The sequence below is a fragment of the Ideonella alba genome, from assembly GCF_018069845.1.
In the GTDB taxonomy this organism is placed as follows: Bacteria; Pseudomonadota; Gammaproteobacteria; order Burkholderiales; family Burkholderiaceae_C; genus Ideonella; species Ideonella alba.
The window spans coordinates 106,793-128,545 of record NZ_JAGQDD010000015.1; the positions used below are offsets into that span (position 1 = coordinate 106,793).

General features: G+C 69.2%; 23 protein-coding genes. 19 read left to right on the top strand and 4 right to left on the bottom strand.

Features of this window, described 5'->3' with window-relative positions:
* Positions 1 to 5: 5 nt before the first annotated feature.
* Positions 6 to 434: a 50S ribosomal protein L13 gene (gene rplM / locus KAK03_RS17880; protein ID WP_210800381.1), complete on the bottom strand. Its 429-nt coding sequence runs from the start codon at positions 432 to 434 to the stop codon at positions 6 to 8.
* Between the two features lie 303 nt (positions 435 to 737).
* Here rplM and KAK03_RS17885 point away from each other — a divergent pair, with 303 nt between their 5' ends.
* From KAK03_RS17885 to KAK03_RS17895, 3 genes are all read left to right on the top strand, one after another.
* Positions 738 to 1,430 (top strand): GNAT family N-acetyltransferase, encoded by a 693-nt coding sequence (locus tag KAK03_RS17885; RefSeq protein ID WP_210855877.1) that lies wholly within the window; start codon positions 738 to 740, stop codon positions 1,428 to 1,430.
* A gap of 30 nt (positions 1,431 to 1,460) precedes the next feature.
* Entirely contained in the window at positions 1,461 to 2,495 is a 1,035-nt protein-coding gene (locus KAK03_RS17890; RefSeq protein WP_210855879.1) for a serine/threonine protein kinase, read from the top strand.
* Between the two features lie 99 nt (positions 2,496 to 2,594).
* Positions 2,595 to 2,993 (top strand): hypothetical protein, encoded by a 399-nt coding sequence (locus KAK03_RS17895; protein WP_210855881.1) that lies wholly within the window; start codon positions 2,595 to 2,597, stop codon positions 2,991 to 2,993.
* Between the two features lie 48 nt (positions 2,994 to 3,041).
* Here KAK03_RS17895 and htpG read toward each other — a convergent pair whose 3' ends face one another.
* Complete coding sequence (gene htpG, locus KAK03_RS17900; RefSeq protein WP_210855883.1) at positions 3,042 to 4,928, bottom strand: molecular chaperone HtpG; 1,887 nt, start codon at positions 4,926 to 4,928, stop codon at positions 3,042 to 3,044.
* 103 nt (positions 4,929 to 5,031) lie between these two features.
* Here htpG and KAK03_RS17905 point away from each other — a divergent pair, with 103 nt between their 5' ends.
* The 3 genes from KAK03_RS17905 to KAK03_RS17915 are packed head-to-tail and all read left to right on the top strand — an operon-like array spanning position 5,032 to position 8,833.
* Positions 5,032 to 5,865, top strand: a complete 834-nt coding sequence (locus KAK03_RS17905; protein ID WP_210855885.1) for a Rossmann-like domain-containing protein — start codon at positions 5,032 to 5,034, stop codon at positions 5,863 to 5,865.
* A complete protein-coding gene (locus KAK03_RS17910; RefSeq protein WP_210855887.1) occupies positions 5,865 to 6,434 on the top strand; it encodes a DUF1415 domain-containing protein in 570 nt (189 codons plus the stop codon). Before KAK03_RS17905 ends, KAK03_RS17910 begins: the two co-directional genes overlap by 1 nt.
* Positions 6,431 to 8,833 carry a penicillin acylase family protein gene (locus tag KAK03_RS17915; RefSeq protein ID WP_210855889.1) on the top strand — a complete coding sequence of 801 codons (2,403 nt, stop codon included), beginning with the start codon at positions 6,431 to 6,433 and terminating at the stop codon, positions 8,831 to 8,833. The genes KAK03_RS17910 and KAK03_RS17915 overlap by 4 nt, the downstream gene beginning before the upstream one ends.
* 28 nt (positions 8,834 to 8,861) lie before the next feature.
* Here KAK03_RS17915 and KAK03_RS17920 read toward each other — a convergent pair whose 3' ends face one another.
* The gene (locus KAK03_RS17920; protein ID WP_210855891.1) at positions 8,862 to 9,974 is read right to left on the bottom strand and encodes a serine hydrolase domain-containing protein; all 1,113 of its coding nucleotides are present in this window, start codon (positions 9,972 to 9,974) and stop codon (positions 8,862 to 8,864) included.
* A 248-nt stretch (positions 9,975 to 10,222) separates the two neighbouring features.
* Here KAK03_RS17920 and KAK03_RS17925 point away from each other — a divergent pair, with 248 nt between their 5' ends.
* The 10 genes from KAK03_RS17925 (at position 10,223) to KAK03_RS17970 (ending at position 18,820) form a co-directional block, all read left to right on the top strand.
* Positions 10,223 to 11,494 carry an esterase-like activity of phytase family protein gene (locus KAK03_RS17925; protein WP_210855892.1) on the top strand — a complete coding sequence of 424 codons (1,272 nt, stop codon included), beginning with the start codon at positions 10,223 to 10,225 and terminating at the stop codon, positions 11,492 to 11,494.
* Positions 11,495 to 11,617: 123 nt separating this feature from the next.
* Positions 11,618 to 11,863: a hypothetical protein gene (locus tag KAK03_RS17930; protein WP_210855894.1), complete on the top strand. Its 246-nt coding sequence runs from the start codon at positions 11,618 to 11,620 to the stop codon at positions 11,861 to 11,863.
* A gap of 35 nt (positions 11,864 to 11,898) precedes the next feature.
* Positions 11,899 to 13,593 carry a methyl-accepting chemotaxis protein gene (locus KAK03_RS25450; RefSeq protein ID WP_210855896.1) on the top strand — a complete coding sequence of 565 codons (1,695 nt, stop codon included), beginning with the start codon at positions 11,899 to 11,901 and terminating at the stop codon, positions 13,591 to 13,593.
* A gap of 237 nt (positions 13,594 to 13,830) precedes the next feature.
* Entirely contained in the window at positions 13,831 to 14,265 is a 435-nt protein-coding gene (locus tag KAK03_RS17940) for a hypothetical protein (RefSeq protein ID WP_210855898.1), read from the top strand.
* Positions 14,266 to 14,366: 101 nt separating this feature from the next.
* Positions 14,367 to 14,711 (top strand): hypothetical protein, encoded by a 345-nt coding sequence (locus tag KAK03_RS17945; protein ID WP_210855899.1) that lies wholly within the window; start codon positions 14,367 to 14,369, stop codon positions 14,709 to 14,711.
* A complete protein-coding gene (locus KAK03_RS17950) occupies positions 14,708 to 16,108 on the top strand; it encodes a TolC family protein (RefSeq protein ID WP_210855902.1) in 1,401 nt (466 codons plus the stop codon). The genes KAK03_RS17945 and KAK03_RS17950 overlap by 4 nt, the downstream gene beginning before the upstream one ends.
* A gap of 14 nt (positions 16,109 to 16,122) precedes the next feature.
* Positions 16,123 to 17,499 carry a multicopper oxidase family protein gene (locus tag KAK03_RS17955; RefSeq protein WP_210855903.1) on the top strand — a complete coding sequence of 459 codons (1,377 nt, stop codon included), beginning with the start codon at positions 16,123 to 16,125 and terminating at the stop codon, positions 17,497 to 17,499.
* Between the two features lie 9 nt (positions 17,500 to 17,508).
* Positions 17,509 to 18,003 carry a cupredoxin domain-containing protein gene (locus tag KAK03_RS17960; RefSeq protein WP_210855905.1) on the top strand — a complete coding sequence of 165 codons (495 nt, stop codon included), beginning with the start codon at positions 17,509 to 17,511 and terminating at the stop codon, positions 18,001 to 18,003.
* A complete protein-coding gene (locus tag KAK03_RS17965) occupies positions 18,000 to 18,458 on the top strand; it encodes a DUF411 domain-containing protein (RefSeq protein WP_210855907.1) in 459 nt (152 codons plus the stop codon). Before KAK03_RS17960 ends, KAK03_RS17965 begins: the two co-directional genes overlap by 4 nt.
* An 11-nt stretch (positions 18,459 to 18,469) precedes the next feature.
* Positions 18,470 to 18,820 (top strand): copper-binding protein, encoded by a 351-nt coding sequence (locus tag KAK03_RS17970; RefSeq protein WP_210855909.1) that lies wholly within the window; start codon positions 18,470 to 18,472, stop codon positions 18,818 to 18,820.
* Positions 18,821 to 19,114: 294 nt separating this feature from the next.
* Here the strand turns inward: KAK03_RS17970 and KAK03_RS17975 are convergent, their stop codons facing one another.
* Entirely contained in the window at positions 19,115 to 19,999 is an 885-nt protein-coding gene (locus KAK03_RS17975; protein WP_210855911.1) for a LysR family transcriptional regulator, read from the bottom strand.
* A 77-nt stretch (positions 20,000 to 20,076) separates the two neighbouring features.
* On the opposite strand from KAK03_RS17975, the gene KAK03_RS17980 reads away from it, so the two are divergent.
* Genes KAK03_RS17980 through KAK03_RS17990 form a run of 3 tightly spaced genes read left to right on the top strand, consistent with a single transcriptional unit; the run spans position 20,077 to position 21,517 of the window.
* A complete protein-coding gene (locus tag KAK03_RS17980) occupies positions 20,077 to 20,505 on the top strand; it encodes a DoxX family protein (RefSeq protein ID WP_210855912.1) in 429 nt (142 codons plus the stop codon).
* Between the two features lie 18 nt (positions 20,506 to 20,523).
* Positions 20,524 to 20,826, top strand: coding sequence for a Rieske (2Fe-2S) protein (locus KAK03_RS17985; protein ID WP_210855914.1), 303 nt, complete (start codon positions 20,524 to 20,526; stop codon positions 20,824 to 20,826).
* A gap of 1 nt (position 20,827) precedes the next feature.
* Positions 20,828 to 21,517 (top strand): glutathione S-transferase family protein, encoded by a 690-nt coding sequence (locus KAK03_RS17990; RefSeq protein WP_210855916.1) that lies wholly within the window; start codon positions 20,828 to 20,830, stop codon positions 21,515 to 21,517.
* Positions 21,518 to 21,753 lie beyond the last annotated feature (236 nt).

Sequence of the window (21,753 nt, forward strand, 5' to 3'; positions counted from 1 at the left end):
GCTCCTCAGATTTCCAGGGCCTTGGGGGCCTGGGCGGCGTGCGGGTGCTCGGCACCGGCGTACACCTTCAGCTTCTTGATCATGGCGTAGCCAAGCGGGCCCTTGGGCAGCATGCCCTTGACGGCCTTCTCCAGCGCGCGGCCGGGGTGCTTGGCTTGCATGTCCTTGAACTTCGTGGCGTAGATGCCGCCGGGGAAGCCCGAGTGACGGTAGTAGATCTTGTCGTTGGCCTTGTTGCCGGTGACACGGAGCTTGTCGGCGTTGACGATGACGATGAAGTCACCGGTATCGACGTGAGGCGTGTAGATGGCCTTGTGCTTGCCGCGCAGACGGAGTGCCACTTCGCTGGCGACACGTCCGAGCACCTTATCGGTGGCGTCAATCACAAACCACTCGTGCGTCACCTCGGCCGGCTTGGCGCTGAAGGTCTTCATGAGGGATCTCTTGAGTGAGAAGAAACGGCTGTGAACCGGGCTCCGGGCACCATCGGTGCTGCTTGCTGCAGCCTCTCAGGCCCCCCGGTGTGGCACCGGCATTCACGCCTGCAACCGCCCAAAAAGGCACCGCAGTTGTGAACCTCACCCCAGCCGAAAACGGGCGAAGCCGCGGATCATAACACAGGCACCGGAACCACACCAGGCGGTCATCTGACCGGAAATACAGGGTCTCCTCCTCACCGTGACGGGATGGATCTGTGTACAGTGCGGGTTATCCCTTAGTCACCGGAGCGCCCCTCCATGAGCGACCCCGTGTTTCCCCCGCCCGAGCCGGCCACCCGGCCCGAGGCCCACGCCCCGGCCTTCCGCTGGGTGCCGATCCGCTCGCTGTCCGAGCGGCAGCGGCCGCGCGTGCTGACCCACCTGCTGGGCCTGGAGGGACACGACCGCTACCTGCGCTTCGGCTACGCCGCCAACGACGCCCAGATCGGCCGCTATGTCGACCTGCTGGATTTCCGCCGCGACGAGGTCTTCGGCGTCTTCAACCGCCGCCTCGAGTTGATCGCGATGGCCCACCTGGCCTACCTGCCCGACGTGCCGGGCGAGCGGCCGATGGCGGAGTTCGGCGTCTCGGTCTCGCCCCAGGCCCGCGGCCGCGGCTTCGGCGCGCGCCTCTTTGACCACGCGGTGCTGCACGCCCGCAACCGCCACATCGACACCCTGATCATCCACGCGCTGAGCGAGAACACCGCCATGCTGCGCATCGCCCGCAATGCCGGCGCCACGCTGGAGCGCGAGGGCGGCGAGGCCGAGGCGCGCCTGAAGCTGCCCTCCGAGACCGTGGGTTCGCACTTCGAGGAACTGATCGAGGAGCAGGCGGCCGAGCTGAACTACGGCCTGAAGCAGGGTGCTCGCACGGTGGATGCGCTGCTGGGCCTGATCCAGGACGTCAAGGACGGCATCGCCCGCGTGCGCCGCAGCACGATCGAGTAGCGCTGCGGACACGGGGCGTACCATGCCCCGATGACCGACGCCCCCTATGCGACGCTCGATCCCGCAGGGATCCTGCAGGCCCTGTTCCTGGCCGGCCTGGAGCCCGACGGCCGGCTGCTGCAGCTCAATTCCTACGAAAACCGCGTCGTCCAGGCCCATCTGGACGACGGCCGCGTCGTGGTCGCCAAGTTCTACCGCCCCGGCCGCTGGAGCGATGCCCAGATCGCCGAGGAGCATGCCTTCTGTGCCGAACTGGCCGAGGCCGACCTGCCGGTGGTGGCGCCGCTGCCCTTGCAGCCGCGCGACGGCGTGGCCGACGAGCTGCGCCTGTCCGCCCTGACCCCCACGCTGGCCCACTGGCGCTGCCCCGAGGGCGGCGAGTTCCGCCTGGCCGTGACCGAGCGCCGCGTGGGCCGCGCCCCCGAGCTGGAACACCCCGACACCCTGGCCTGGCTGGGCCGGCTGATGGGCCGGCTGCACACCGTGGGCCGGCGCGGGCACTTCGAGCACCGGCGCCGGCTGGATGTGCAGACCTTCGGCCACGCGCCGCGCCAGCGCCTGATCGACAGCGGCCTGGTCAGCCCCGAGACCGCCGGCCGCTGGATCCACAGCAGCGAGCGCGCGCTGGCCCTGGTGGACGCCGCCTTCGCGCGCCACGGCCCGCTGGCCACGCTGCGCCTGCATGGCGACTGCCACCCGGGCAACGTGCTGTGGCGCGACGAGGGCGCGTTCGCCGGCCCCAACTTCGTCGACTTCGACGACTGCTGCACCGGCCCGGCGATCCAGGACCTGTGGATGCTGCTGCCCGGCGAGCGCGACGCGGTGCAGGCGGCCCAGTGGGCGCTGCTGGACGCCTACGCCGACTTCGCTGACTTCGACGACCGCGAGCTGCGGCTGATCGAGCCGCTGCGCACGCTGCGCATGGTCCACCACAGCGCCTGGATCGCCGAGCGCTGGAACGACCCGGCCTTCCCGGCCGCCTTCCCCTGGTTCGCCTCGCCCAGCTACTGGGCCCAGCAGGCCACCGAGCTGGACGAGCAGATCGAGCGCATGCAGGGTGGCTGAGCAACTGGCACGGGCGGGCCCGCTTGTTTCGGTATATTGAACAGCGGCGCCCGTACTGCGCGGCGTCTGTCACACCACGATCACTCAGGGATCCAGAACATGCACAGCTGCACCCGACTCTTCGCCACGGCGTTCTTCGCGCTGACGACCATCGCCGTCCAGGCACAAACCGACACCTGCCAAGCCCTGGCCGGCCGGACCCAGTGCCTGACCTTGAATTTCAGCAATGGCTGGAGCAGTGTCAGCTACACCGCCACCTTCGGTCCCAATGGCGCCTTCACGCTGGCCGATGGCTCGGACACGACCGGTGGCCGCTATACCTGCTACGGCGCCGGCATGACCGATGTGCGGTTCCCATTGTTCGGCGTCGAGCCAATGTGCCTGTACGGCCTGGCTGGCAAGAATGGCAAGACGATCAAGGGTTATGGCAAGCAGTTGGATCTGCTCTACATGGTCACCTTCAGCACTCAGCCGGGCGCCTGTCCGGCGAACCTGTGATCCTGGCCTGAGGCCCGGCACCCTGGACGCGGGCGCCGGGCCGCCCGGTCACGCCGCGGCCAGCAGCGCCGTCACGCGCTTCACATAGGCCGCAGGATCGTCCAGCTGGCCGCCATCGGCCAGCACCGCCTGGTCGAACAGGATCTGCGCCAGGTCGTCAAAGCGCGGATCGGTGGCCAGCTGCTTGACCAGCGCATGCTCGGGGTTGACCTCAAGGATGGGCAGCGAGGCCGGCGCCGCCTGGCCCGCCTGCTTGAGCATGCGCGCCAGGTGGGCGCTCATGCCGCCCTCGTCGGCCACCACGCAGGCCGGTGAATCCACCAGGCGCGAGCTGACACGCACCTCCTTGGCCCGGTCCTTCAGCGCGGCCTGCAGGCGCTCCAGCGTGGGCTTGAAGGCTTCGGTGGCGGCCTCGACCTGCTTCTTTTCTTCCTCGTCCTGCAGTTCGCCCAGGTCCACCGCGCCCTTGGCCACGCTCTGGATCGGGTGGCCGTCGAACTCGTAGAGGTGGCTCAGCAGCCACTCGTCCACGCGGTCGGTCAGCAGCAGCACCTCGATGCCCTTCTTGCGGAAGACCTCCAGCTGCGGGCTGCTCTTGGCCGCGGCCAGGCTGTCGGCGGTGATCACGTAGATCGCCTTCTGGCCCTCCTTCATGCGGCCCACGTAGTCGGCAAACGACACGCCTTCATCGGCGTGGGTGGAGGCGAAGCGCAGCAGCTTGGCCAAGCGCTCCTGGTTGGCGAAGTCCTCGCCCACGCCCTCCTTCAGCACCGCGCCGAATTCCTTCCAGAAGTCGGCGTAGCGGGCCTTGTCGTCGGCGCTGTCGCTGTCGGCCAGCGACTCCAGCATGCCCAGCACGCGCTTGGTGCTGCCCTCGCGGATGGCCTTCACATCGCGGCTTTCCTGCAGCAGCTCGCGGCTGACGTTCAGCGGCAGGTCGGCCGAGTCGATCACGCCCTTGACGAAACGCAGGTAGGTGGGCATCAGCGCCTCGGCGTCGTCCATGATGAAGACGCGCTTGACGTAGAGCTTGACGCCGCCGCGCTTGTCGCGGTTCCACAGGTCGAACGGCGCCTTCTTCGGCACGTACAGCAGCTGGGTGTACTCGCTGCGGCCCTCCACGCGGTTGTGGGTGTAGGCCAGCGGCGCTTCGCTGTCGTAGCTGATCTGCTTGTAGAAGTCCTGGTACTCGGCGTCGGTGATGTCGCTCTTGGCGCGGGTCCACAGCGCAGCGGCCTTGTTGACCGTTTCCCAGTCGTCGCTGACCACCTGCTCGCCCTTCTCGGCGTCCCAGGTTTCCTTCTTCATCAGGATGGGCAGCGAGATGTGGTCGCTGTACTTGCCGATGATCGACTTGAGCTTCCAGACCGACAGGAACTCGGCGGCGTCCTCGTCGCGCAGGTGCAGGATCACGTCGGTGCCGCGCGCGGCGCGCTCGATGGTTTCCAGCTCGAACTCGCCGGTGCCCTCGCTGCTCCAGCGCACCGCCTGGTCGGCCGGGAGGCCCGCGCGGCGGCTTTCCACGGTGATGCGGTCGGCGACGATGAAGCCCGAGTAGAAGCCCACGCCGAACTGGCCGATCAGGTTGGCGTCCTTCTTCTGCTCGCCTTCGAGCTTGGCCATGAACTCGCGCGTGCCGCTGCGGGCGATCGTGCCCAGGTGCGAGGCGGCCTCTTCCGCCGACAGGCCGATGCCGTTGTCGCGGATGGTCAGGGTCTTGGCCTCCTTGTCGAAGAACACGCGCACTTCCAGCGTGGGCGCGTCCTCGTACAGCGCGGCGTTGTCCAGCGCCTCGAAGCGCAGCTTGTCGCAGGCGTCCGACGCGTTGGAGACCAGCTCGCGCAGGAAGATCTCCTTGTTGGAGTACAGCGAGTGGGTGACGAGGTGCAGGATCTGCTTGACTTCGGCCTGGAACGAATGGGTCTGCTTGCTCATGGTTCTTGCTGTGGAGAGAAGGTGGGGCGGGCGCCTGACGCGCCGTGCGGGGCGCATGTGGGGCCGCCTGGCCGGGTTTCAAGAGGGACTACGATGTGCCGCCATGAACACCCTGGCCCACCGCATTGTCGACGCCCTGGCGCAGGCCCTGGGCCCCGGCCCCCGTCCGCCGGTGCGCGCCCTGCACCTGCCGCCCACCCCCTGGAGCGGCAGCAAGGATGGCGAATTCGGCGCGCTGGAGCTGGTCGACGGCTCGCTGGGCCTGGCCTACCTGCTGCTGGACGATGCGCTGGCCCGGCTGGCCGGCGGTGAGGCCGGCGAGGGCCTGGCCGGGGCCGATCCGCTCACCATCGCCCACTGGTGGGTGGAACGCGGCGGCGCCGCCCGCACGCTGGGCTTTGCCGCCGTCAACGCCCTCACCCGCCACCTGTTCGACCGCCACGGCTGGGTGCCACCCGAGGCCCCCGACTCCATCGCCGGCCTGGACCCGCAGCCCGGCGAGTCCATCGGCATGGTGGGTTACTTCCCGCCGCTGCTGAAACAGGTGACCGCCCGCGGCGCGCGGCTGACCGTGCTGGAGCTGCGCGCCGACCTGGTGGGCGAGGCCGACGGCGTGCGCGTGACGCTGGACCCCGCCGAGCTGGCCGGCTGCACCAAGGTGCTGGCCACCAGCACCACGCTGCTCAACCACAGCCTGGAGGGCGTGCTGGCCGCCTGCCACGGCGCGCAGCAGGTGGCGCTGATCGGCCCCGGCGCGGGCCTGTGGCCGGCGCCGCTGTTCGCCGCCGGCGTGACCGCACTGGGCGGCAGCTGGATCGTTGATGGCCCGGGATTCGCCGCTGCACTGCGCCGTGGCGAGCCCTGGGGCAGCCACGCCCGCAAGACGCTGCTGGACGCCACCACCTGGGCCCGCTGGACGAACGTACCATCCGCCTGATGACCCCGCCTGACCCTGAACTGGTGCGTACCCAGACCCTGGACTGGCTGGACCAGGCCGTGATCGGCCTGAACCTGTGCCCCTTCGCCAAGAGCGTGCGCGTCAAGGGCCAGGTGCGCACCGTGATCTCCGACGCGACAGACACCGACACCCTGCTGACCGAGCTGCTGGCCGAGCTGCAGCACCTGGCCACGGTGGACCCCGAGCAGACCGACACCACGCTGCTGGTGCATCCGCGCGTGCTGAGCGATTTCCTGGACTTCAACGACTTCCTGGATGTGGCCGACATGGCGCTGCGCCAGCTGGGCCTGGAGGGCACGCTGCAGATCGCCAGCTTCCACCCGCGGTTCCAGTTCGCCGGCACCGACGCCGACGACATCACCAACTACACCAACCGCTCGCCCTGGCCGATGCTGCACCTGATCCGCGAGAGCAGCATCGACCGCGCCGTGGCCGCCTTCCCCGAGGCCGAGGCCATCTACGAGCGCAACATCGAGACGCTGGAGCGCCTGGGCCTGGACGGCTGGCGTCAGCTCTTCCCCGACTTCCCCACCCCCGACAAGCCATGAAGAAGTTGCTGTGGCGCGGCCTGCTGGGCCTGCTGTTCCTGATCGTGCTGGCCGTGGCGTTTGCCGTGTGGTTCATGCTGCAGCGCCTGCCGCAGCGCGAGGGCACGCTGCCGCTGAGCGGCCTGAGCGCCGAGGTCACGGTGCGCTACGACGAGTGGGGCGTGCCCCACCTCCAGGCCGCCAACGAGGCCGACCTGTACCGCGCGCTGGGCTGGGTGCACGCCCAGGACCGGCTGTTCCAGATGGAGATGATGCGCCGCCTGGCGCGTGGCGAGCTGGCCGAGATCCTGGGCCCCAAGCTGCTGCCCACCGACCGCCTGTTCCGCACCCTGGGCCTGCGCCAGCGCGCCGACGAGCAGACCGCCGCGCTGGACATGAGCCGCCCCGCCAACCAGGCGCTGCGCGCCTACCTGGACGGCATCAACCAGTACCAGGCCACGCGGCCGCTGCCGCTGGAGTTCGTGCTGCTGGGCATCCCGCGGCGCGACTTCACCCCCGCCGACACCTACGCGGTGGCCGGCTACATGGCCTACAGCTTTGCCGCCGCGTTCCGCACCGAGCCCATCCTCAGCCGCATCCGCGACCAGCTGGGCCCCGACTACCTGAAGATCTTTGATCTGGACTGGCACCCCGAAGGCGCGGCCGACCACGGCGCGCGCCTCACCCAGGCCGACTGGCAGGGCCTGACCAAGCTGGCCCTGCTGAGCCAGGACGCCGTGCAGCAGGCCGCGCTGCCGCTGCTGGAAGGCAGCAACGCCTGGGTGCTGTCGGGCGCACGCACCGCCAGCGGCAAGCCGCTGCTGGCCGGTGATCCGCACATCAGCTTCGCCGCGCCGGCCGTCTGGTACGAGGCGCACCTGAAGGCGCCGGGCTTCGAGCTCTACGGCCACTTCCAGGCGCTCAGCCCCGCCGCGCTGCTGGGCCACAACCAGCGCTTCGGCTGGAGCCTGACGATGTTCCAGAACGACGACATCGACCTGGTGGCCGAGCACACCGACGCCGACCACCCCGGCCAGGTGCTGATCAAGGGCCAGTGGGTGCCGCTGACCCAGCGCGAAGAAGCCATCGCCGTGAAGGGCGCGCCGGCCGAGCGCATCGTGCTGCAGCGCTCGCCCCACGGCGCCATCATCAACACCGTGCTGGGCCCCGACGCCGGTCCCACCCCCATCGCGATGTGGTGGACGCTGATGGACAGCGACAACCCGGTGCTGGAAGCCTTCTACCAACTGAACCGCGCCGACACCCTGGCCGCCGCGCGCAACGCGGTGAAGGGCATCCACGCCCCCGGCCTGAACGTGCTGTGGGCCAACGCCAGCGGCGACATCGCCTGGTGGGCCGCCGCCCGCCTGCCGCAGCGCCCCGCCGGCGTACACCCCAGCTTCCTGCTGGACGGCCGCACGGCGGAGGCCGACAAGCCCGGCTGGCTGCCCTTCGAGCGCAACCCGCAGGAGGAGAACCCCGCACGCGGCTGGATCATGTCGGCCAACCACCAGCCCGCCAGCGCCGAGCCCGTGCCCGGCTACTACAACCCCTGGGACCGCGCACTGCGCCTGCAGCAGCAGCTGCAGGCCACCCCCAGCGGCTGGACCGTGGAGCGCGCCCGTGCGCTGCAGCTGGACGTGCAGACGAACTTCGGCCCGCGCACCCTGGCGCCGGTGCTGGCCGAGCTGCGCGCCGCCGCCGCCAACGACGAGGAACGCCGCCTGATCGACCAGCTCGCCGCCTGGAAGGGCGACCACCGCATCGACCAGATCGAGCCCACGCTGTTCTGGCAATGGCTCAACGAGCTGACCCGCCAGGCGATGGGCGACGAGCTGGGCGATGAACCGGGCAGCAGCGGCGTGGAGGCCTTGCGCCGCACCCGCGCCATCGAACAGGCCCTGCCCCGCCTGCTGGCCGACCCCGCCTCACCCTGGTGGGACCGGCGCGACACCGCCGACAAGAAAGAGACCCGCGCCACCATCGTGGCCGCCGCCTGGCAGGCCGCGCTGCAGCACCTGCGCGGCCTGTACGGCGCCGACCCCGCCACCTGGACCTGGGGCCGCGCCCACACCATCACGCATGTGCACCCGTTGGGCCGCCAGGCCCCGCTGGACAAGGTTTTCAACATCGGCCCCTGGCCCGCCCCCGGCAGCCGCGAGGTCCCCAACAACCTGGCCCAGCCCTTCGGCCCGGCCCCCTGGGCCGTGACCTACGGCCCCAGCACCCGCCGCGTCATCGACTTCGCCCACCCCGACCAGGCCCAGGGCAGCAACCCCGTGGGCCAGAGCGGCGTGTGGGGCGACCCGCATTACCGCGATCAGGCGGAGATGTGGTTGCGGGGGGATGTGCGAACGGAGTACCTCAGCGAAGAGGATGTCGCGGCACATGTGAAGCAGGCGCTCAGGCTGACGCCCTAGCCTGATCAGGGGGCTGGGGCCTGGCGCGTCACCCGGCGCCCTGCGCGGACGCACACAGCGCCGCGGCCAGCACGTCATGCGACAGGCCCTTGCCCTGCCAGATCTCGCCGAAGTCGAAGTCGGCCTGGTTGCTGAACACCACGACCGAGATGCCGCGCGCCGGCACGATGATGTTGCGCGCCTGGATGCCCCCGACATAGCCGCGGCGCTCCACCAGGTCCAGCGGCTCGGCACAGCCGGCGATCGGCGCGGCGAAGGCCCACACCCCCAGGCCGGCATAGCCCCACTTCGGCTCACCGGTCCACATCGCCTGGCGCGATGACGCGCTGACCAGGCGCCCGGCCAACAGGGCGCGGTTGAAGGTCAGCAGGTCGCGCGCCGTGCCTTCCATTGCGCCGGCGGCGCCGTAGGTGGCCATCACCGGTTGCGGTACTGGTTGGCCCTTGGCATCCATGGCCACCGCCATCGCCCGCGTCCGGCCCTCGTTCAGCCGAAGGCTGGCCAGGCCCAGGGGCTTGGCCAGGCGCTGCTGGAGGAGCTGACGCAGGGGCTGCCCGGTGACCTGTTCGAGCAGACCGGCCAACACCAGCGTGTCGCAGTCGCCGTAGAGGAAGCGCTCGCCCGGCACGGCCTTCGCCGGCCCGGCGCAGAAGCGCAGCGCTTCGGGCTGCCAGGGTGGGCCCTTGCGGCGGTAGAAGGACCAGACGCCATCGGCGTCCCGGGGGCTGTCGTCGGTGTGCGCCAGGCCGGAGGTGTGCTGCATCAGGTGCCGCACGGTGATCTGCGCGGCCCCCGGCGCCTGGAACGCCGGCCAGCGCCTGGCGAGCGTGTCGTCCAGCGCCAGCCGACCGGCATCCACCTGTTGCATGGCCAGGGTCACCGTCACCTGCTTGCTCACCGACCCCCAGCGCCACACCGCGCCAGGCTGGTGCGCCACGTCGGGTTGGCGCCGGGCCAGTCCCACAGCCTGCTCGAACCACACGCTGTCGGCATCGGCCACCAGCACCTCGCCCGCGAAGCCTTGGGCCTGGGCCGTGTTCACCACCTGCCACAGGCGGGCCCGGGTGATCGGCGGCGCCGTGGACGAAGCCTGCGCCTGCACCGCCCCCGCCCAGGCGGTGATGCATGCCGACAACAACATGACACGGCCACCTGGGGTCATCAGCGGTTCCTGATTCAAGGCGCTTGCAGGACGGCAAGCGGGCCGAGTGTACGCAGCCCACCCGCAGCGCGTGCAGGCGTGAGCACGACCAGGGTGGACACAGCCTGCGCGCTCGGCGGATCCTGGCGCCAACAGCCCACCCTGCGGCTGACCCCGGCCGTCACGCCCCCGACACGCTCCCCCGCGACGATGCCCAGCGTCGTCACCAACGCCTTGAGGAGCAGGACATGAAGATCAGGACATGTGCATGGGCCGCCGCGATGCTGCTGGCCTGCGGCGCGCAGGCGCAGACCTTGACCGGCTGGGCGCTGATGCCCGCCGCCACCTTTGCCGATGGCCCCACCTCGGGCCAGTTTGCGGCGCCCAACCCCTATGGCACGTACCTGCCGCCCTATCTGGGGCAGCAGCCGGTGCAGGGCTTCTCGGGCGTGTTGCCGGGACCGCGCCGCAACAGCTTCCTGTTCCTGGTGGACAACGGCTTTGGCGCCAGGGCCAACTCGGCCGATGCGGTGCTGCGGGCCTACACGCTGAAGATCGACTGGAAGACGGCGCGCGGCGGCAGCGGCACAGCGCGCCCGGCGGATCTGGTCACGGGCCGCCCGCGCGAGGCCTTTGATGCCAGCACCCGCCTGTCATTCAATGACGCCCAGCACCAGGTGCCCTGGGCCATCCAGGCCGACTTCGAGCACTACTACAACGACCCGAACAAGCCGGCGGTGGATGCCACGGTGCGCGAGCGCCGGCTGCTGACCGGTGCCGATTTCGACATCGAATCCATCCGCCGGGACAGCCACGGGAACTACTGGCTGGGCGACGAGTTCGGGCCCTACCTGCTGAAGACCGACGCCCAGGGCACACTGCTGCGCGCGCCCATTCCGCTGCCGGGTGTTTACGCACCTGAGAACAACGAGGTGCTCAGCGGCCACGCCAGCGCCAACCTGCCGGCCAGCGGCGGCTTTGAGGGCCTGGCGCTGAACGCCAGCGGCACGCAGCTGTACACGCTGCTGGAGAAGACCGTGGCGGGTGACGCGGCCAAGACGCTGCGCATCGACCAGTTCGATCTGGCCACCGAGGCCTACACCGGCGTGCGCTACCACTACGTGCTGGAAGCCGCGGGCACCAACATCGGCGACATGGTGGCCATCGATGACCAGCGCTTCATCGTCATCGAGCGCAACGGCGCCACCGCCACCAGCGGCGGCACGCCGTTCAAGAAGCTCTTCCTGGTGGACCTGGCGGGCGTGGCGCCGGGCGGTGTTGTCCAGAAGACCGAGCTGGTCGACCTGATGAACCTGGCCGACCCGCATGACCTGAACGGCGACGGCAGCCAGGTCTTCACGCTGCCCTACGTGACGATCGAGAACGTCACGGTGATCGACGAGCGCACGCTGCTGGTGGCCAACGACAACAACTTCCCTTACGGCGGTGGCCGCGCGCTGACGGCCGATGACACCGAGTTCCTGCGGATCCGGTTGCCGGTGTCGCTGACCGGGCACTGAGCGCACCGACGGCCGGGCTGTCGGCCCGGCTGCTGTTCTCCGGCCGTTTCAGCACGGTGGAGTCGGCCGACCATCGGCGGGTGTTGTCACGCCTGCGCAGGGATGGGCCGGACCCCTTTGGCCGTGCCGACTGAGACGCTGCCGCACGCCGGCCACGACCTGCACCACGATGCCGCGGCGCGCGTGGTGCAGGCGCTGGAACAGCTGCAGGACGCGATCAGCGGCGCCACCGCTGGCACCCAAAGCATCGGCGCGGCGAACCGTGAAGAAGGCCCGGTACCAGGGCCTCAACTCCGGCCTCCGGCGGCCGATAAGGCCGGATTCATCGGACAAAGCCCCTCCTCGCCCGTTTTGCCGCGGGCGGGGTGATTCGCCGTGGGCAACGCCAGGCGCTGGAGACACGAATGTTGAACAAGCTGAAGATCACGACGCGCCTGACCGCGGCCTTTGCGCTGCTGGTGGTCCTCGTCATGGCACTGTCGGGCCTGGCGCTGTGGCAGATGAGCGCGATGCGCGCCTCCACCCACGAGATCACCGACAACTGGCTGCCCAGTGTCAAGCGGGTGAATGCGATGAACACCCTCACCTCGGACTTCCGCCTGGCCGAGGTCCGGCATGTGCTGAGCACCGACGACGCCGAGATGGCGCGCATCGAGAAGGAGATCGCCGCCATCAAGGCCGACTTCGACAAGAACCGCGACGCCTATGTGCCACTGATCAGCAGCGCCGAGGAGCAGAAGCTCTACGACAGCTTCGCTGCCGACTGGAAGGCCTACCAGGCGATGCACGAGACGCTGATCGCCACCTCACGCCGGAACGAGACCGACGCCGCCCGCCGGATGCTCGAGACCGACAGTCAACAGATCTTTGACCGTTCCGGCGACACGCTGATGAAACTGGTCGAACTGAACAACCAGGGCGCTGCCGACGAAAGCGCCAGGGCTGAGAAGGCCTATGCCGAGGCCCGCTTGTCGCTGGCGCTGGGGGTGCTGATGGCGTTGGGCGCGGCGGCGGTGTCCGGCCTGTGGCTGGTGCGTTCGATCGCCGCTCCGCTGGCGCATGCCGTCCAGGCGGCCGATCGCGTGGCGGCAGGCGACTTCAGCCAGCCGATCCAGGCTGACGGCCATGACGAGGCTGCGCAGGTGCTGAAAGCCCTGGCGCGCATGCAGGGCAACCTGTCGACGGTGGTGTCCGGCGTGCGCGCCAACGCCGAGAGCGTGGCCACCGCCAGCGCGCAGTTCGCCCAGGGCAATGCCGACCTGAGCCAGCGCACCGAGGAACAGGCCAGCGCGCTGCAGCAGACCGCGGCCACGATGGAAGAGCTCAGCTCCACGGTGCGCAACAACGCCGAGAGCGCCCGGCAGGCCAACCAGCTGGCACAGGGCGCCTCCGGCATCGCCGCCCAGGGGGGCGAGGTGGTCGGCCGGGTGGTCACCACGATGCAGGGCATCAGCGACAGCAGCCGCCAGATCGGCGACATCATCGGTGTGATCGACGGCATCGCCTTCCAGACCAATATCCTGGCGCTGAACGCCGCGGTGGAAGCCGCCCGCGCCGGCGAGGAGGGCCGAGGCTTCGCGGTGGTGGCCAGCGAGGTGCGCTCGCTGGCCCAGCGCAGCGCCGAGGCGGCCAAGGAGATCAAGAGCCTGATCGGCCGCAGCGTCGAGCAGGTCGAGCAAGGCACGGTGCTGGTGGACCGGGCCGGCAAGACGATGGACGAGATCGTCGGCTCGATCCGCCGTGTCAGCGACATCGTCGCCGAGATCTCGTCGGCCAGCGTGGAGCAGAGCTCGGGCATCGCCCAGGTGGGCAATGCCGTGGGCCAGATGGACCAGGCCACGCAGCAGAACGCCGCGCTGGTCGAGGAAAGCGCCGCCGCCGCGGAGAGCCTGAAGACGCAGGCGCAGCAGTTGGTGGAGACGGTGTCGGTGTTCAAGCTGGCGCACGACGTGGCGCCGCCCGCGGTCAACTCGAGCGCCGCGCGCGCGCCGGTGACTCGCCCGGCTGCGCTTCGCGCCACAGCCGCCCGGATCCCGCCGACCAAGCCGGCCGAACCGGCCGCGGTCGCCTCGGCGGACAAGGACTGGGCCACGTTCTGACCACCCAGGAAGGGGCGCCTCGCGACGCCCCTGGTGTCAATGTGATGACGCGAAGGATCAGCGCACCACCGCGATCTTGTCGCGCTTGCCAGCGCTGTCGGTGTACAGCGGCAGCGCGCCGGCCTTGACCACGGCGGCCATCGGTGCCCCATCGGGTCGACTTGACCGTCCCAATGCAGGAGGGTTTATGCTTGAGGTTCTGCGCCGTTCCCCTGTTTTGCTCTGGCCCGTGTCCTTGTGAAGTCGATTCGCGTCCTCGTGCTGCTGCTGGTGGCCCTGCTGCTCCCCATCCGGGGTGCGGTGGCGGTCACCATGGTGTGCGCGGAGATGGGCGGGGCGGGCCAACGGCCTGCCTCGACCGCGCACGTGCATCAGGCCCTTCACCTGGATGACGCGGACCCCGCGGTCGGTCATCACCACGGCGATGCGCAGGCCCATGCCGACCATCACGCCCACGGTGCACCGGAGCACGCAGCGACCGATGCAACTGACAGCACCACGAGCGACACCTGCCACATCTGCGCCAGTGGCTGTGGCGTGGCGGCGCTGCTGACGGCCTTCCCGTCCCCCTGGGTCGCCACGCCGGTGGCGCGGACCCTGTTCCCCAGCCTGTCCTTGCCCGCGCTGGATTTCCAGCTTGACGGCCAGGACCGGCCACCCCGAACCCTCTGACCCCACCCGGCCTGCGCCAGCAGGCCCGTCGGGACCCGTCCGCCTGCCGGACGGGTTGTCTGGCCGGGCGCCATGCCCCGGCCGCCAGATGCGTTCACGCCATGAAGACATCCGTCACCCGCTGGGTGGCGCCCCTGCTCGCCAGCATGCCGATGCTGGCCATTGGGCAGGCGCTCCAGCGCACCGAACCGGGCACCCTGCCCACCCCCACCGCGTTCACGAACTACCAGGCCTACCGCGACATCGAGCCGGGTGACTGGCGCCGCCTGAACGAGACTGTGGGCACGGCCGCCCTGAAGTCCGCCGCCCCGCCGGCCGCCGCGCCCGCTTCCAGCATGGCCTCGCCAGCCAGACCGGCGATGCCCATGCCCTCTGCGGCCCCCAAGGCCATGCCGCACCACATGCACCGCGGCGGTCACGACCAGATGCACGGAGGCCGGCCATGATGCGCCTCACCGCGGTGGCTGCCGCCAGCCTGCTGCTGGCCGGCTGCGCATCGTTCTCGCCGGACGGTGGGTTCAATGAGGTCGATGCACTGGCCAGGGAGCGCATCGGGCAGTCGCCGTCGCTGCAACGCAGCGCCGACGCGCAATCGGCCGCCGCGGCACGCGTGGCCCAGTTGGTCAAGCAGCCGCTGACAGCCGACAGCGCCGTCGAGCTGGCACTGCTGAACAACGCCGCGCTGCAGGCCAGCTATGCGGAGCTGGGCGTGGCCGAGGCCGACCTGGTCCGGGCAGGCCGATGGGCCAATCCCTCGTTCAGCTTCGGGCGCCAGAGCGGCCGTGGGTCGGTCGACATCGACCGGGCGGTGCTGTTCGATGTGCTGGGACTCTTCACGATGCCCGTGGCACGCCAGGTCGAACAGCGGCGCTTCGAGCAGGCCCAGATACAGGCGGCGCTCGACACCGTGGCCGTGGCCCAGGCGGCTCGCCAGGCCTACTTCGAAGCCGTCGCGGCGCAGCAGCTGGTGGGCTACTTCGGCCAGGTCAAGGAGGCCGCGGAGACCTCGAACGAACTGGCCCGTCGCATGGTGGCCGCGGGCAACTTCAGCCGGCTGGCCCAGATGCGCGAACAGTCGTTCTACGCCGACGCCACCGCCAACCTGGCACGCACGCAGCACCAGGCCGTGGCCGCGAAGGAACGCCTGGTCCGCGCCCTGGGCCTGACCCGCGACCAGCTGGGCATCCAGTTGCCGGAGCGCCTGCCGGACCTGCCGGCGGTGCCGCTCGAGCCGCGAGACGCCGAGCAGACGGCGATGGACCAACGGCTCGACGTGCGGCTGGCCAAACGCTCGGCCGAGGCCACCGCCCGGTCGCTGGGCCTGTCCCAGGCCACGCGCTTCGTCAATGTGCTGCATGCCGGCTACGCCAACGCCAGCGCCACGGGTGAGCGGCGCACCAACGGCTACGAGATCGAGCTGGCGCTGCCGCTGTTCGACTTCGGTTCGGCCCGCGTGGCCCGCACCGAGGCGATCTACCTGCAGGCGCTGAACCGCACGGCGGCCATCGCGGTGCAGGCCCAGTCCGAAGTGCGCGAGTCCTATTCGGCCTACCGCACGGCCTACGACCTGGCCAGGCACTACCGGGACGAGGTGGTGCCCCTGCGCAAGCGCATCTCCGAGGAGAACCTGCTGCGCTACAACGGCATGCTGACCAGCGTCTTCGATCTGCTGGCCGATGCCAAGGACCAGATCGCCGGCGTCGTGGGCGCCGTGGAGTCGCTGCGCGACTTCTGGGTGGCCCAGACCCACCTGCAGACCGCCCTGACCAGCGGCTCGCCCGGCACGCCCAGCGCGCCGGGCGCCGCCCGCACAGCCGCAGCCAGCCCGGCTGGCGGCCACTGACCCCCGACACCACCATGAGCAACCGCAGAACCTTCTTCAAGGCCGCTGGCGCCACCTTCCTGGGTGCCGCCGCCGTCAGCCGCGCCGGGGCGGCGCTGCTGCCCGAGGCGGTCGTCCAGACCTCGGCCGCCACCCAGTTGCCGCCGCCACCACCCAACGGTCGGCCCTACCAGCCCATCGTCACGCTCAACGGCTGGTCCCTGCCATGGCGCGTGAAGGACGGCGTCAAGGAGTTCCACCTGGTGGCCGAACCCGTGGTGCGCGAGATCGCCCCCGGCATGACGGCCAATCTCTGGGGCTACAACGGCTCCAGCCCCGGCCCGACCATCGAAGCCGTGGAGGGCGACCGCATCCGCATCTTCGTCACCAACAAGCTGCCGGAGGTCACCTCGGTGCACTGGCACGGCATCCTGCTGCCCTCGGGCATGGACGGCGTGTCCGGCCTGACCCAGCCGCCCATCCAGGTCGGCAAGACCTTCGTGTACGAGTTCGTGCTGCAGCGCGCCGGCACCTTCATGTACCACCCCCACGCTGACGAGATGGTGCAGATGGCCATGGGCATGATGGGCCTGTTCATCGTGCACCCCAAGGACCCGCGCCAGTTCAAGGTCGACCGCGACTTCGGCTTCATCCTGAACGCCTACGACATCGCGCCCGGCAGTGCGACCCCCCAGGTCAACACGATGCTCGACTTCAACCTCTGGACCTGGAACAGCCGCGCCTTCCCCGGCATCGATCCGTTCGTGGCCCGCACCGGCGACCGTGTGCGCATCCGCGTGGGCAACCTGACGATGACCAACCACCCCATCCACATGCACGGCCCGCATTTCGAGGTCACCGGCACCGATGGCGGCTGGGTGCCCAAGTCGGCCCGCTGGCCCGAGGTGACGACCGACATTGGCGTCGGCCAGATGCGTGCGATCGAGTTCGACGCGGTGGCCGGCGACTGGGCCATCCACTGCCACAAGAGCCACCACACGATGAACGCGATGGGCCACGGCGTGCCCACCATGATCGGCGTGGACCACCGCGACATCGCCAGGAAGATCTCCAACCTGGTGCCCGACTACATGGTGATGGGCGAGCGCGGCATGCACGACATGGCCGAGATGGAGATGCCGATTCCCGACAACACCCTGCCGATGATGACCGGCACCGGGCCGTTCGGCCCGGTGGGCATGGGCGGCATGTTCAGCGTGGTGAAGGTGCGCGACGACCTCGCACGCGGCGACTACAAGGACCCGGGCTGGTACCGGCACCCCGCGGGAACCCTCGCCACCGAGTACACCAGCGAAGCACCCGCCCTGCCCGCCGCGCCGCGGGCCTCGGCGCCGCCGTCAGACGCGGGCACCTTGCAGGTCCGCAAGCCCAGCGGCCATGCCAACCATTGAAGGACACCAATGAAGGTCATCCACACACTGACCGCGGCCAGCCTGGTGCTGGCCTGCCTGGGCGCGCAGTCGCACGGCGACGAGACCCACCCGATGAAGACGCACCGCTATGACCCCAGCCAGGTCGAGGAACGCGCCTTCGGCAGGGAGGGCGACCCGAGGAAGGTGTCGCGCACGGTCAGGCTCGAGATGAGCGATGCGATGCGCTTCACGCCCTCGGAGGTCGTCGTCCAGCGCGGACAGACGGTGAAGTTCATCGTCACCAACAGGGGCCGGCAGCTGCACGAAATGGTGCTGGGCACGCCGCAGGAATTGAAGGAGCACGCCGAGCTGATGAAGAAGTTCCCGACCATGGAGCATGCCGACGCGAACATGGCGCATGTGAAACCCGGCGCCAGCGGCGGCATCGTCTGGCAGTTCACCCAGGCGGGCGAGTACCAGTTTGCCTGCCTCATCCCGGGTCATTTCGAGGCCGGCATGGTCGGAAAGGTGGTGGTCCAGTGAAACGACGTGCATTCACGGCGCTGACCCTCGGCGCGGCGGCAACCTGGACCCGGCCCGCAAGCGCGCTCCAGGCACTGCCCCGGGTCGAGGTCTACAAGAACCCCAACTGTGGCTGCTGCGGCGCCTGGGTCGACCACATGCAGGCCGCCGGGTTTTCCGTGAAGGTGACCCTGGTGGACGACACCGCCGTCATGCGCCGCCGTGTCGGCCTGCCCGATCGGTTCGGAAGCTGCCACACGGCGCTGGTCGGTGGCTATGTGCTGGAGGGCCATGTGCCGGCCACCGAGGTCAAACGCCTGCTCGCCCAGCGGCCGGACGCCATCGGCCTGGCCGTTCCCGGCATGCCCGCGGGCTCACCCGGCATGGAGGTGGGGACCCGGAAGGATCCCTACCAGGTGCTGCTCATCGACAAGCGCGGGCGCGACACCGTGTTCGCGGCCTACCCCAAGGCCTGAAGGAGGTCCCCATGACATTCGCTCCCACCCTGGTTGCCACGCTGTTCGCCACGCTGGCTGTCACCGCGGCACCGGCCCAAGCCCAGACGCCCACCGACCCCTCGACCCGCCCCGCGCCAGCGGTCTCGGCAGCCCCGGAGCCCACCAGTGACGGCGAAGTCCGCAAGGTGGACAAGGCCCAGGGCAAGCTCACGCTCAAGCACGGCCCGATCAAGAACCTGGACATGCCCCCGATGACCATGGTCTTCAAGGTCAGTGACCCCCAGCTGCTCGAGGGCCTGAACCCGGGCGACAAGATCAGGTTCGCGGCCGACAACCTGAACGGTGCGATGACGGTGACCGCCGTGCAGGTGCTCAAGTAGCGCGAGCCGGCGGCCGTCTGGCGTTGAAGCCCGTGCTGGCTCCATCTGGCCAGGCCGTGGCGCGGCCCTGTCGCCAAGTTCGCATGAGCGAAGGCTCGTCTAACGACGCATCGTGACCCGCTGGCGGCGACCGTGTGTCGCCTCGACCGGGCAGGCTCCCAGGACGTGGACGGCGACTCGAGACTGAACTCAGACGGTTGCCTTGCGCCTCTGGCCGCCTGTTCTCGACCCTCAGCGATCCAAGACGGCCATCGAGACCGGTCGCTCACCTCACCATTGCGGCTCAGCTAGCAATCAGGGAAGCTGAATGGCCTTGGAGAGGTGCGCGTAAACGGCGCCCACTCTGCGCAGATGTCGTGCATCCGGATGCGTAAGCAGCCACAGCTCCGTCTCGCACTCCGGCAGCGGGTCGGTCAAGCGCACGAGATCTTTTCGACCTTCCGCAAGGAACAAGGGAACCACGCCGACACCCAGGCCCAAGGCTACGAGCTCCAACACGGACAGGATGCTGCCGACCTGATATCGAGGAGCCACCTTTGGAAAGTGGCGCTTGCGCCACACGACCGAAGGATGCTCGGGTAGGGCTTCGTCGGGCGCCACCCAGTCCAGGCTCCCCGCCTGGGCCGGCTCGAAGCTCCGAAGCCGAGCCCGGCGCGCCGCATACAGCGCCACGCGGATCGGCCCGATCTGCTTGCCGACGAGGTGAGCGGGTGGGCGCTTTGTCGCCCGAACCGCGATGTCCGCATCGCGCCGCGTGAGGCTCGCCAGTTCATTGCCAGTGTGCAGCTCGAAGGCCAGGTGGGGGTGCTCCTCTCGCAAGGAAGCCAGCGCTGGCGCGACCAGACCATGCAGGACGGTGTCGGTTGTCGTAATGCGAACTGTGCCCGAGATGTGGGACGGCGCCGACTCCACCGTGGCGCGCGCCGCCTCAAGCGCACTCTCGATGGATTCCGCCTGAACGGCCAGCTCCTGGGCGAGTTCAGTCGGCACGTAGCCCGTACGCGTTCGCTCGAACAGCGGTCGACCCAGGCCGCGTTCGATGCGCTGCAAGGCCCGAAACACCGTCGAGGCGTCGACCCCCAGCCGCTCTCCCGCGGCCGCCAAGGTCCCTGTGCGCGTCATGGCCAAGGTCATCTCCAGGTCGCCTGGCCCAATTCTGTATTGCGTTCGAGCAATCATCAATTTCCTTTCGGCCTATGGCGTTTGCCTTGGGGCAATCCTACATTGGCTTCGTCATTCACTTCCATCCCTGTCCCATGAATTCCGTTCCCGCCACCTCCTCCTCCGCTGCCTGGGGCATCGCGCTGCTGCGCGTGAGCCTCGGTGTCATGTGGATCGCCCACGCGCTGCTGAAGCTGTTCGTCTTCACCCTGCCGGGCACCGCACAGTTCTTCACCAGCATCGGGTTCCCCGGCTTCCTGGCGTACCCCGTCTTTGCAGTCGAACTGGTTGGCGGCCTCGCACTCCTGCTGGGAATCTATGCGCGCCAGGCCGCGCTGGCCCTCGTCCCCGTCATGGCAGTGGCTGCCTGGGTGCATGTGCCCAACGGCTGGGTTCACACCAGTGCCGGCGGCGGCTGGGAATACCCGGTGTTCCTGATCGTCGCCTCCATTGCGCTGTGGCTGCTGGGTGACGGGGCTGTTGCTCTAAAGCGTTCGTCAAAGTTCACCCCTCGCTTTGCCTGACCCACATCGGAGACTTTGATGAAGCAAGCATTGATCGCCATCGAGCAGATTCCGGAGTCCGGAGCAGTCACAGTGGACTTCTTCGGCCGCCCGGCACTTGCGTACCGGGCGGAGGGACAAGTCTGTGCCACCCTGGCAATCTGCCCTCACCTGGGTGGTCCGCTGGAGTGGAAGGACGGTGAACTCGTCTGCGGCTGGCACGGTCAGCGCCACGACGCATCCACAGGTGCCTGCCTGCGTGGTCCGGCTCCTGGGCAGCAGGCCATGCGGCTTCCCACACGCGTCGAAGACGGCGTCTTGCACTATGTCTGGGGCGAATGAAATGAGCGTCGCCGGACTGACCTTGGTCAGCCACGCGCTGTGTCCGTACGTGCAGCGCGCGGCCATCGTGCTGGCCGAGAAGGAGGTGCCATTCGAGCGGCGGGATATCGACCTGGCCCGCAAGCCCGACTGGTTCCTGCGTGTGTCGCCGCTGGGCAAGACGCCCGTGCTGCTCGTCGGCGACGAGGCCATCTTCGAGTCGGCCGTCATCTGCGAATTCCTGGACGACACGACGCTGCCTCGGCTGCACCCTGCCAATGCGCTCGAGCGAGCCCGTCACCGCTCGTGGATGGAGTTCGGCTCCAACGTGCTGAACCTCATCGGGGCCTTCTACAACGCCCCCGACGAGCAGACGCTGCAGGTACGGGCAGCGGACATCCGGGAGAGGCTTCAGCAACTGGAGGCCGCGCTCGGCTCGGGGCCGTTCTTCGCGGGCGCATCGTTCAGCATCGTCGACGCGGTCTTCGGGCCGGTGTTCCGGTACTTCGACGTGTTCGACACCATCGCCGACTTCGGGTTCTGGGACGACCTGCCAAAGGTGCGTCGGTGGCGTGAAGCGCTTGCACGACGGCCATCGATTCAGAAGGCCGCGAGTCCGCTATATCCAGCCTTGCTCATGGCGTTCGTGGTCAAGCGAGGCTCGGCTCTCAGCGCAATGTGTCGCGAAGGGGCCGCGACCTCGTCAACTTGAACTCTCGCGTGCGACTACTGCCGGGCCGATAGAACCAAGACCGCTCCTGGCCGATAGCAGGCGATGAGCGCCGCAGCATCGATCGACCGCCACCGCTGCTTGACCGCCGCCGCGCCACCAAGCAAAAAAGGGGCGCCTCGCGGCGCCCCTTGTGTCGTTGTGGTGACCCGAAGGATCAGCGCACCACGGCGATCTGGTCGCGATTGCCACCCTTGTAGGTGTACAGCGTCAGCGCG

Excerpts from the sequence above, each read along its gene's own strand:
- KAK03_RS17925 (WP_210855892.1), top strand. The coding sequence starts at position 10,223 with ATGAAGATCAGGACATGTGCATGGGCCGCCGCGATGCTGCTGGCCTGC.
- htpG (WP_210855883.1), bottom strand. The coding sequence starts at position 4,928 with ATGAGCAAGCAGACCCATTCGTTCCAGGCCGAAGTCAAGCAGATCCTG.
- KAK03_RS17905 (WP_210855885.1), top strand. The coding sequence starts at position 5,032 with ATGAACACCCTGGCCCACCGCATTGTCGACGCCCTGGCGCAGGCCCTG.
- KAK03_RS17890 (WP_210855879.1), top strand. The coding sequence starts at position 1,461 with ATGACCGACGCCCCCTATGCGACGCTCGATCCCGCAGGGATCCTGCAG.
- KAK03_RS17945 (WP_210855899.1), top strand. The coding sequence starts at position 14,367 with ATGAAGACATCCGTCACCCGCTGGGTGGCGCCCCTGCTCGCCAGCATG.
- KAK03_RS17885 (WP_210855877.1), top strand. The coding sequence starts at position 738 with ATGAGCGACCCCGTGTTTCCCCCGCCCGAGCCGGCCACCCGGCCCGAG.
- KAK03_RS17910 (WP_210855887.1), top strand. The coding sequence starts at position 5,865 with ATGACCCCGCCTGACCCTGAACTGGTGCGTACCCAGACCCTGGACTGG.
- rplM (WP_210800381.1), bottom strand. The coding sequence starts at position 434 with ATGAAGACCTTCAGCGCCAAGCCGGCCGAGGTGACGCACGAGTGGTTT.
- KAK03_RS17985 (WP_210855914.1), top strand. The coding sequence starts at position 20,524 with ATGAAGCAAGCATTGATCGCCATCGAGCAGATTCCGGAGTCCGGAGCA.
- KAK03_RS17960 (WP_210855905.1), top strand. The coding sequence starts at position 17,509 with ATGAAGGTCATCCACACACTGACCGCGGCCAGCCTGGTGCTGGCCTGC.
- KAK03_RS17920 (WP_210855891.1), bottom strand. The coding sequence starts at position 9,974 with ATGTTGTTGTCGGCATGCATCACCGCCTGGGCGGGGGCGGTGCAGGCG.
- KAK03_RS17975 (WP_210855911.1), bottom strand. The coding sequence starts at position 19,999 with ATGATTGCTCGAACGCAATACAGAATTGGGCCAGGCGACCTGGAGATG.
- KAK03_RS17955 (WP_210855903.1), top strand. The coding sequence starts at position 16,123 with ATGAGCAACCGCAGAACCTTCTTCAAGGCCGCTGGCGCCACCTTCCTG.
- KAK03_RS17950 (WP_210855902.1), top strand. The coding sequence starts at position 14,708 with ATGATGCGCCTCACCGCGGTGGCTGCCGCCAGCCTGCTGCTGGCCGGC.
- KAK03_RS25450 (WP_210855896.1), top strand. The coding sequence starts at position 11,899 with ATGTTGAACAAGCTGAAGATCACGACGCGCCTGACCGCGGCCTTTGCG.
- KAK03_RS17915 (WP_210855889.1), top strand. The coding sequence starts at position 6,431 with ATGAAGAAGTTGCTGTGGCGCGGCCTGCTGGGCCTGCTGTTCCTGATC.
- KAK03_RS17970 (WP_210855909.1), top strand. The coding sequence starts at position 18,470 with ATGACATTCGCTCCCACCCTGGTTGCCACGCTGTTCGCCACGCTGGCT.
- KAK03_RS17895 (WP_210855881.1), top strand. The coding sequence starts at position 2,595 with ATGCACAGCTGCACCCGACTCTTCGCCACGGCGTTCTTCGCGCTGACG.
- KAK03_RS17980 (WP_210855912.1), top strand. The coding sequence starts at position 20,077 with ATGAATTCCGTTCCCGCCACCTCCTCCTCCGCTGCCTGGGGCATCGCG.
- KAK03_RS17990 (WP_210855916.1), top strand. The coding sequence starts at position 20,828 with ATGAGCGTCGCCGGACTGACCTTGGTCAGCCACGCGCTGTGTCCGTAC.